The sequence below is a fragment of the Corynebacterium sp. HMSC075F02 genome (genome assembly GCF_001838335.1).
In the GTDB taxonomy this organism is placed as follows: Bacteria; Actinomycetota; Actinomycetes; order Mycobacteriales; family Mycobacteriaceae; genus Corynebacterium; species Corynebacterium jeikeium_D.
Map to the genome: position 1 here is coordinate 239,069 of NZ_KV836314.1, position 8,194 is coordinate 247,262.

The window sequence follows — 8,194 nt, forward strand, 5'->3', positions numbered from 1 at the left end:
TCGGTGGGCGCCGTATGTGTGGCATCATCCCGGGGCGAGCGCACATGGCACGGTTGAAGCTGGGGTACCGGGAGGCTGTGGCGCTGACTGATTCTGTGCTGTGCCCGGTAGGAACGCGCGTGCGCGGTCACGAGTTCCACAAGACAGCCCTCACCGATGACACCGCAAGTGTCGCTGCTGCGGCCGGGTGGCAACCAGCCTGGGGTTGGCGTGGATATCAAGGCGAAACAGTTCGCGACGGCTTCGTTTCCGAGTCTGGGCGGATTCATGCCGGTTACCTGCATGTTCATCCGGCGGGTGCGCCGGGGAACGTCAGTCGCTTTGTCGCTTCGTGCGCCGGGTAAAGTGTTAGCTATGAGTTTGCTTCTCAAAGACTACGGTGTGTTGGTGATTGGCGGTTCCACGGCTGCAGAGCGCGTGATTCCTCGGCTGTTGGACTCTGGCGCTGATGTCACTGTGTGTGAAGGTGGGGAAGTAACAACTGCGATTGAGGCCTGGGCTGCAGACGGCCGTATTACTTTGACCCGCACCGGTTTTACCGAGGCGATGAGCTGGGGCAAGGCTCTCATGGTCTGCTGTGACGAGGCGTTGTTGCGTGAGGTGACTCTAGAGGGACACCGCCGAGGTATTCTCGTCGACGATGAAACCGGGGCTTCCAGCCCGCTTACTCCTGTGGCGCTGACCGGCCGTCGCGCGTCGCGCGCTGGGGACCTCGCTGGTCAGGTCGCACTCGTAGGCGGTGGCCCGGGCGACCCCGGTCTGATTACCGTTGAGGGGCGTCGCTTGCTCCGGCTTGCCGACGTTGTCGTTGCAGACCACCTCGGTCCACTGTCGCTGCTCGGTGACTTGGAGCCGGATGTCGAGATTATTGATGCCGGCAAGCTTCCTTACGGCCGCGCCATGGCTCAGGAGCGCATCAATGAACTGCTAGTTCATCGTGCCCGTGAGGGCTACTTTGTGGTCCGGCTCAAGGGTGGCGATCCGTACATCTTCGGCCGCGGTTTTGAAGAGCTTCAGGAGCTGCAGAAGGCTGGGGTACCGGTTCGCGTTGTGCCGGGTATTACTTCAGCACTGGCGGTACCGGGGACGATTGGCATCCCAGTTACTATGCGTGGCGTCAACCATGAATTCACTGTTGTGTCCGGTCACGTCCCACCGGGGCACAGGAAATCGCTGGTCAATTGGGATGCGCTGGGCCGGATGCACGGCACTATTGCCATCATTATGGGAGTTAAGAACGGGCCAAAGATTGCCGAGGCTCTGATGAAGGCCGGCCGCAGCCCGAAGACTCCGGCTGCGGTCATCCAGGACGGCACGCTGCCGAATCAGAGGTCGCTACGCTGCACACTCGGCGAGCTTGGCGAGAAAATGGTCGAAGAGGCAATCAAGCCGCCCGCGGTTATCGTCATCGGTGAAGTCGCCGGTCTGGATGAGGGCGATGAGTAAGAACAACAAGTTGAGCAACAACAAGTCGAGGAAGCGTGAGCCAGAGCAGCAAAAGGCAGGGCTTGTTACCCGACTGCTTGCCGACGATCAGCTGCGTAGCGCCATCTGGATGGGCGCTGCGACCTTCCTGGTGTTCTACCTCGGAACCATGATCATCTTCCGACTCCTTCTCCTCGGCGGAGAAGGATCGCGATACGACAGCATTTTCATCGCTATTATCGCTCTGATTGCCGCCATTGTGGCAGGCCGAAAGCGCTACAACGACGACATTTAGTTTTCCGGGACGCGGAAGATGAGGGTGTCGTCGTCAAGCGAGACGTCGTATCCTGCGGCGCGTGCGATGTCGACGGCCTCTGTGGGGGAGGTCGGTGTCGTGTCGGAAAGGGCGATGGCGCGGGCAAATAGGCCCTTGTAGTGCTTGTTGAAGTGGCTGACGATTTTGCCCTCGGCGGTGAGCACGGTCATCGTTGTCGCGCTCTTGACTTTGCCCAAATTGGCGTAGGTGCCGGAACGAAGGTCGATGAGGAAGTCGACATCATTGAGAGCCTCGGTGATGGCGGTACCCCAACGGCGCTTCATTGTGGGAGCCGCGTCGGCAGGCTGATCCGCGAAGGGGAGCTTGACCGTACCAGAGAGACGGTAGTGGGGGATGAGGTCGTCCCCGCCAATGACACCGAAGAGCGCTGACCCGATGGCGAGTCGAGCACGGCCGGTTTCCGGCAAATCGCTGGGGGAGAGTGCGTCGTAGAGCACCCCGGTATAACGCTCGAGAGCCGGCATGGTCGGCGACTCTAGGAGCGCGGCATTAGCTGTGACTTCGTCAGCAAGCCGTGGCCCCAGCTTCAGTGTTTCCATCGCGGCTTCCCTGTTCGCACTTAGCGCCACGAGATCGGCTGCAATGCGCTCGCGGATGGGGTTGAGGGAGCCGAAGCTCAGCGAGGAAAAGTCTACTGCGGGATGGCTGCCACCAGTGGCTTTGGTTTCAGAGGGGGGTAGGACTACGAGCATGGGCACCATAGTAATGCCCCGCATGTTGCGAAGAATGATCGACGGGTAAAATCAGCATTCATGATTACGCGAATGTCCCAGCTGTTCCTGCGCACACTGCGCGAGGATCCAGCTGACGCCGAGGTCCCTAGCCACAAGCTGCTCGTCCGTGCCGGCTACATCCGGCGAACTGCCCCTGGTGTGTACTCCTGGCTGCCACTGGGCTTGAAGGTTCTGCGCAACGTAGAGAAGGTTGTGCGCGAGGAGATGGAAGGCATTGGCGCACAGGAGCTGGCATTCCCTGCACTGCTCCCGCGTGAACCGTACGAGGCGACGAATCGGTGGACCGAATACGGCCCCGAGCTGTTCCGTCTGAAGGATCGCAAGGGCGCGGACTACCTGCTGGGGCCGACGCACGAAGAGATGTTCGCGCTGGCTGTCAAGGATCTTTTCAGCTCCTACAAGGATTTCCCGACGACGCTGTTTCAGATTCAGACCAAGTACCGCGACGAGGCTCGCCCGCGCGCTGGTATTCTGCGTGGCCGCGAGTTCGTGATGAAGGACTCTTATTCCTTCGACATGGACGACGAGGGGCTGGAGAATTCTTATCAGCAGCACCGCGGTGCCTACCAGCGAATTTTTGACCGGCTGGGCATTAAGTACGAAATCTGCCACGCCACCTCCGGCGCTATGGGCGGTTCGGCCTCCGAGGAGTTCCTGGCTGTTAGCGAAAGTGGCGAAGACTCCTTCGTAGTCTCCACCGACGGTGAGTACGCCGCCAATGTGGAAGCCGTGAAGATTCCGGCAGTTGAACCGCAGCCGATTGAGGGACAACCGGAGGCGAAGGTTTACGAGTCTCCGAACTGCACCACAATCGCAGCACTTGTTGATTGGGCCAATGGTGCGGACCTCGGACGCGAGGTCACTGCTGCCGATACTTTGAAGTGCGTTCTCGTCGCCGTCGACCCGAAGAAGGTCGATAAGGAGGGCAACGCCCTGCCGGAACAGCTCACCGCAATCCTGGTTCCCGGTGACCGTGAGGTCGATGAAAAGCGTCTTGAAGTCGCATTTGAACCGGGTGAGGCGCGCTTGCTGGAGGACAAGGACTTCGCAGCCAATGACTTCCTGATCAAGGGCTACGTCGGCCCGCAGGGGCTCGCCGATCGCGGTGTGAAGGTCCTAGCTGACCCCCGCGTGGCGGAGGGCACAAATTGGATTACAGGAGCCAACGAGGAAGGCAAGCACATCGTCGATGTGGTCGCTGGTCGCGACTTCCAGATTGATGGTATTTGCGATGTCGCAGAGGTGCGTGACGGCGACCCGGCTCCGGAGGGGCATGGCACGCTAAAGATCGAGCGCGGAATCGAGATCGGTCACATTTTCCAGTTGGGCCGCAAGTACACCAACGCCTTTGAAATCGACATCCTCGATGTCAACGGTAAGCGTGCTCGTCCGACGATGGGGTCCTACGGCATTGGCGTGTCCCGCCTGGTCGCTGTCCTCGCGGAACAGCAGTTGGATGAAAAGGGCCTCAAGTGGCCAGTTGCCGCGGCACCGTACAAGGTTCACATCGCTGTGGCCGGCAAGAACGCCGAAGCAGCTGAGGCCGCTGAACAGCTGGCGGAAGACCTCAGCCAGCAGGGCATTGAGGTGCTTTTCGACGACCGTCCGAAGGTCAGCCCCGGTGTGAAGTTCAAGGACGCCGAGCTGCTGGGTATGCCGTTTGTGGTCATCTTTGGCCGTGGCTACGCGGACGGCAAGGTGGAGCTGCGTAACCGCCTGACCAACGAGACCGACGAGGTCGCCGCTGACGGCATTGCAGCTCACGTCGCGGAGCTGGTTCGCAAGGCTTAGAGCCCGGGCAACGGCTCCAAGTTGTTGCCACCTAGCGCTGCCGCTCCGGCGGCAGCCACGCCAGCTGCCTGCAGCGCGAACATACGCATCCGAGGGTTATTAGCAGCGAGCAATACGTCTTCCCACGCCTGGGCACAATAGCGCTCCAATGCAATCATGTAATCGACGGGTGCCGTATCTGGCGAAGGAGCGCCTTCCGGCATATAGCCAGGTGCGCTCTCCGGCACCTCAACGTCGGAATCCTCCAAAATTAGTCGGGCACGATCGCGCAAAATTCGGTGGCGCTCGCCACGGGCCAAAAGTGCAGTAGTGGTATCGCCTCCGACACGTGGTGCGGCTACGCCGACACCGTAAATCATCATGTATTCGGCTTGCAGTGCCTTAGTCATCTGTTCTTCGGCACCCGAGATTTCATCCCTGTCACTGGGAATCAATGGGACAAGCTCCTCCCACTCAGCGCCCGCAACACGCAGAGCGAGGACGATACCGCCATCGACAGCCGTGGCGAGGCGCGCAGTGTGCTCCTCCCGCAATGCAGTGCGTGAATCCAGGGCATTCGTCAGTACGGGATTGTTTCGCGAGTCCGTGAGCAGTAGCTTCGCGTCGGAACCGGTAACCAGGGATCCTGGGACTGCTACGTCCGAGCCACATTCATCGACAGGTTTACCGTCCTTGTGGGTGCCGCAGGCGCGTGTGATTTCCTTATCCAGTTCGGTAACCTGCGCGGAGCGCACCGCTGCGAGGTCAGGATTGGCGTCGCTAAGCGACTGTGCATCGCGCGCCGCCAGCGCATGGAGAACCTCAATGGCGTAATCGGGGCGCGGTGCCACCAGATGCGAGCACGCGGAAAGCGCAGGAAGTGATCCCACGGCGAGGGCAGCAGCGAGGAAGCCACGGCGCGAGAGAGTACGAGTGCGATGCGATGCGGAAGCAAAACTGGGGGAGGGAGGTTCAACAATCACCTCACTATGGTGCCACGGCGGGCGGCACTTTGTGTCAATGCGGTATGTGGAAAGCGCCCAGGTGCGCAATTCCTAGTACTTGACCTGTAGACTCTACGACTATGGCGATACCCGCACCCGAGAAAATTGAACAGTTTGTGAGCCCGGCGCTCGCACAAATCGGCCTGGATGTGGAAGATGTCAAGGTCGTTCGCGCCGGCGCAAAGTCACAGGTCATTGTGTTAGTTGACGCAGATGAGCGTCCTGACCTCGATGTTCTGGAACAGGCCACGTATGAAGTATCTTCGGCTCTGGATGCCGCGGAGGCACGTGGTGAAGCGGACTTCGGCGCTCAGGGCTACACCTTGGAAGTTTCCACTCCTGGTATTGACGCACCGCTGACCCAGCCTCGGCACTGGCGTCGTAACCGTGGTCGTATTGCGGAGATTTCGCTTGCCGACGGTTCCGCGATTGCAGCCCGCATTGGTGCGCTGTCGCCGGATGAAGAATCCATCATTCTCGTTACCTCTAAGGGGCCAAAGGGACGTTTGAAGGCTGTTGGCCAGCGTGTCCAATTAACCAATGTGGCCCGTGCAGTGGTACAAGTTGAATTCTCTAATCCGCCCGCAGCCGAGAAGGATTTTGCGGGACTAGACTATGACGATGCCTTGACCAGGCTGGAGGATAACAAGTGAAGATTGAACTAGCTGCCCTGCGAACCTTGGAAAAGGAAAAGGGTATTCCTGTCGACGAAATGCTGGGACTGGTCGCCCGAGCATTGCGTGAAAGCTACCGTAACACCACCGCACCGGCACAGTATGCGCGCGTCGAAATCGACCGTGAGACCGGTGACGTCATAGTCTTTGCCCAGGAGCGAGACGACGAGGGCAATCTCATCTCCGAATGGGACGACACTCCGGAGGACTTCGAGCGTACCGCTGCATTCGCTGTTCGTCAGACCATCCTTTCGCGTCTGCGGGATGCGGAGAGCGATAAGGTTCTCGACGAATACGCAGACCTGTCTAATCAGGTCATTTCCGGCGTGGTCCAGCGCGATGTCTATGCCAATGAAAAGGGCATTGTCGTCGTCCACATCGGTTCGGAGGCCAACGGCCGAGACGGTATTCTGATGCCGGCTGAGCAGCTGCCAGGTGAGGAACTCAAGCACGGTGACCGCATCAAGTGCTACGTCGTCGGTGTGAACAAGACACCGCGCGGTGTTGCGATTCACCTGTCACGCACGCATCCGGAGCTCATTCGTAAGCTCTTCGAACTTGAAGTTCCGGAAGTTGCCGATGGGGCAGTGGAATTGATTTCCATTGCGCGCGAGGCCGGTCACCGCACCAAGGTTGCTGTACGCCCCACGGTCAAGGGCCTCAACGCTAAGGGCGCCTGCATTGGGCCCCGCGGTCAGCGTGTGAACTCGATTATGAATGAGCTCAAGGGCGAGAAGATTGACATCATCGACTACGACGAGGATCCGGCGAAGTTCGTTGGTAACTCGCTGGCGCCCGCCAAGGTAGTTAGTGTCAAGATTCTGGACATGGACGAGCGCCGTGCACACGTTGTGGTGCCCGACTACCAGCTCTCTCTTGCTATCGGCAAGGAGGGACAGAATGCCCGTCTGGCGGCTCGTCTGACCGGCTGGCGAATCGATATCCACTCCGACGCGGAGTAGACACAACGTCAGCGTCCCAGCGGTTGCGAAAGTGGCGGGAAAGTGCCTAGGGGGTTGGCACTTTTCCGCCTTTTCGGGTTATGCTGGGAGGTGGCCAAACGACAAGGCGTGATTTTCCTATGCGAATTTTCGCGCTGAATTTCTTAGCAGGAAGGTGGGTGCGTCAGGAGTATGACGACTTCGCGGGTGCTAAACCCGAATTCGACAACTCATACGCCTGCACCCACACGTACCTGTATTGCAACTAAGCAGCGCCACAATTGCTCGGAGCTGCTACGCATTGTCGCCACCACCCGTTCAGATGGCTCAGTAGCCGTCGTTGCTGATCCGCATCGTCGGATGCAGGGGCGAGGTGCCTGGATCACCCCAACACTAAAGGCTTGGGAGATCGCCGACAAGCGCCGTGCATTTGGCCGCGCACTGAAGGTATCTACGCAGGTAGATGCGTTTCCGGTTAAACAGTTTATCGCCACGCACTACGAAGCGGCGGAGGGTTTCGCCCCCGCTGACGATGTGCGTGTCGCTAAGCAGGGAGGCAGGAAAAATGACAACAGAAAGACCTGAACACTGATGAGCACACGATGAAGCATCAGCGATGAACGGCAATAGATAAGAGGGAGCCCTGCAGGCGCTCTCGGTGCGCGGACAAATCCGCCATCGGGCGCTGCTCGGCCCCCACTAGTGAGGAGAGCAGTGTCCGGAAAGCTACGTGTCCATGAGCTCGCTAAGCAGCTCGGGGTCACCAGCAAAGAACTACTCGCCGAGCTGAAGGCTCAGGGCGAGTTTGTTAAGACCGCTTCTTCGACGGTGGAACCACCCGTCGTCAGGAAGATGAAGAAGGTCTACGAAGAGAAGAATGCTGGCGCAGGTGCTGACGCGTCTGCCCAGGCCCCAACTACCAAGGCTGCTGCTAAGTCGGGTGCCAAGCCAGCTGCAAAACCAGGCGCTAAGCCTGCTGCACCAGCGGCGGCAAAGCCGAGTGCCAAGCCAGCTGCACCGTCCCGTTCGCCGAAGCCGGGACAAGAAATGCCACGCCCGCCGAAGCCTGCTGGCCCGAAGCCAGGGCCGAAGCCAGGCGCACGCGCACCGCGTGTGGCGAACAACCCATTCTCGACCGGCGGATCCTCCCGTCCGGCACCGCGGCCGTCCAACATGCCGCGTCCGCAGGGTGGAAACGGCCGTCCGGGCCCGAAGCCGGGAGCACGCCAGGGTGGCCCTCGCCCGCAGGGTGGAAACGGCCGTCCGGGCCCGAAACCGGGAGCACGCCAGGGTGGCCCTCGCCCGCAGG

General features: G+C 60.0%; 9 protein-coding genes and 1 pseudogene. 8 read left to right on the top strand and 2 right to left on the bottom strand.

The window, feature by feature from the left end; translation table 11 throughout:
* From HMPREF2920_RS10645 to HMPREF2920_RS08700, 3 genes and pseudogenes are all read left to right on the top strand, one after another.
* A pseudogene (locus HMPREF2920_RS10645) lies at nucleotides 1-344 on the top strand (cobyrinate a,c-diamide synthase); the annotation flags it as partial.
* A 10-nt stretch (nucleotides 345-354) separates the two neighbouring features.
* On the top strand, nucleotides 355-1,446 hold the full coding sequence (gene cobA / locus HMPREF2920_RS08695) for a uroporphyrinogen-III C-methyltransferase (protein WP_049170808.1): 1,092 nt from the start codon (nucleotides 355-357) through the stop codon (nucleotides 1,444-1,446).
* Nucleotides 1,439-1,720: a hypothetical protein gene (locus tag HMPREF2920_RS08700; RefSeq protein ID WP_016422579.1), complete on the top strand. Its 282-nt coding sequence runs from the start codon at nucleotides 1,439-1,441 to the stop codon at nucleotides 1,718-1,720. Before cobA ends, HMPREF2920_RS08700 begins: the two co-directional genes overlap by 8 nt.
* Here HMPREF2920_RS08700 and HMPREF2920_RS08705 read toward each other — a convergent pair.
* Nucleotides 1,717-2,454 (bottom strand): YaaA family protein, encoded by a 738-nt coding sequence (locus HMPREF2920_RS08705; protein ID WP_042389272.1) that lies wholly within the window; start codon nucleotides 2,452-2,454, stop codon nucleotides 1,717-1,719. The genes HMPREF2920_RS08700 and HMPREF2920_RS08705 overlap by 4 nt on opposite strands.
* Before the next feature lie 60 nt (nucleotides 2,455-2,514).
* Here HMPREF2920_RS08705 and HMPREF2920_RS08710 point away from each other — a divergent pair, with 60 nt between their 5' ends.
* Nucleotides 2,515-4,287 (top strand): proline--tRNA ligase, encoded by a 1,773-nt coding sequence (locus tag HMPREF2920_RS08710; protein ID WP_016422581.1) that lies wholly within the window; start codon nucleotides 2,515-2,517, stop codon nucleotides 4,285-4,287.
* Here HMPREF2920_RS08710 and HMPREF2920_RS08715 read toward each other — a convergent pair.
* A complete protein-coding gene (locus HMPREF2920_RS08715; RefSeq protein WP_049189652.1) occupies nucleotides 4,284-5,249 on the bottom strand; it encodes a DUF4439 domain-containing protein in 966 nt (321 codons plus the stop codon). The two genes, HMPREF2920_RS08710 and HMPREF2920_RS08715, sit on opposite strands and share 4 nt — an antisense overlap.
* 101 nt (nucleotides 5,250-5,350) lie before the next feature.
* Between HMPREF2920_RS08715 and rimP the strand changes: the two genes are divergently transcribed.
* The 4 genes from rimP to HMPREF2920_RS10945 form a co-directional block, all read left to right on the top strand.
* Nucleotides 5,351-5,923, top strand: a complete 573-nt coding sequence (gene rimP / locus HMPREF2920_RS08720; protein ID WP_016422583.1) for a ribosome maturation factor RimP — start codon at nucleotides 5,351-5,353, stop codon at nucleotides 5,921-5,923.
* Nucleotides 5,920-6,906, top strand: a complete 987-nt coding sequence (gene nusA, locus HMPREF2920_RS08725) for a transcription termination factor NusA (protein WP_016422584.1) — start codon at nucleotides 5,920-5,922, stop codon at nucleotides 6,904-6,906. The genes rimP and nusA overlap by 4 nt, the downstream gene beginning before the upstream one ends.
* Before the next feature lie 171 nt (nucleotides 6,907-7,077).
* A complete protein-coding gene (locus HMPREF2920_RS08730) occupies nucleotides 7,078-7,470 on the top strand; it encodes a YlxR family protein (protein ID WP_016422585.1) in 393 nt (130 codons plus the stop codon).
* A gap of 129 nt (nucleotides 7,471-7,599) precedes the next feature.
* Nucleotides 7,600-8,194, top strand: a 595-nt coding sequence (locus HMPREF2920_RS10945; RefSeq protein ID WP_246821109.1) for a translation initiation factor IF-2 N-terminal domain-containing protein, incomplete at its 3' end; no start/stop codon positions are given.